General features: G+C 41.5%; 1 protein-coding gene. It reads left to right on the plus strand.

Annotation, left to right across the window (positions count from 1 at the left end; all coding sequences use genetic code 11):
• A partial coding sequence (locus A3739_RS16530; protein ID WP_082878455.1) for an EAL and HDOD domain-containing protein occupies positions 1 to 1,001 on the plus strand: 1,001 nt, incomplete at its 5' end.
• Between the last annotated feature and the right edge of the window lie 103 nt (positions 1,002 to 1,104).

Consider the following 1,104-nt stretch of genomic DNA (forward strand, 5'->3'; position numbering starts at 1 on the left):
CAGGCGAACTGTTAATGGAAAAGCCCATCTTTGATCCTCACATGGTGGTCATCGAAATCCTTGAGCACGTTAAAATTACTCCAAGCTTCATAAAGCGCGTCATTGCGCTTAAGAAAGTCGGTTATACGATTGCGCTGGACGACGTAGTAAAAGCACCTCACTACAAACCTCTGCTTCCTTATATCGATATCGTGAAAATCGATCTACCTAGTTTGAGTGAAGATGAGTTGCGACAATCAGTCGACTATCTAAAGGACTTCGACGTCACTTTGCTTGCCGAAAAAGTTGAAACTCACGAAGAGTTTCAACTTTGTTCCGATTTAGGCTTTGAGTTGTTTCAGGGTTATTTTCTTGCTAAGCCTGAATTGGTTAAGGGTAAAAAATTAAACACCAACCAAATATCGGTACTTGGGCTAATCGCTGAACTCCAAGACCCCAATATAGACATAAACCACGTCAGCGATATTATAAGCCAAGACCCCATTATCAGTTTTAAGTTACTGAAATTGATTAATTCAGCCGCTTATCGACGCACGAAAGAAATTGACTCAATTAAATCAGCTGTCGCCTTACTTGGTTTAAAGCGCATTAAAAGTTGGGCAACACTGCTTGCGTTGAGCAAACTTGATAACAAGCCTGATGCACTACAATACATCGCCATTGTTCGTGCAATGACCTGTGAAAAACTCGCGGACTTTGTAAGTTCAGATTTACAGAATGAATTCTATACAACTGGTCTGCTCAGTTGTTTAGACGCGTTTTTTGACCAACCTATCGATCAAGTTATTGAAAGTATTCCAATTAAAGACTCAATGCGCTCTGCACTGATGGAACGTAAAGGCGTGCAAGGTTTAATATTGCAATCTACACTGCTTTTCGAACAAGGTTTACTTGAACAAATAGACTGGAAGGCTCTCGGCGAACTGGGCTTAGATGGGCAAACCTTTAACGACATTTATTATGAATGCTCTGCAATAGCACTAGAGGCAACCGCAGCTTAATCACACACGGAAGAAAACTATGAGCTCAAAACACGTACTTGTCATTAATTGCGGTAGCTCTTCATTAAAGTACGCGTTATACGCCGTAGGCGACGCCACCCCA

It is taken from the genome of Oleiphilus sp. HI0067, from assembly GCF_001635735.1.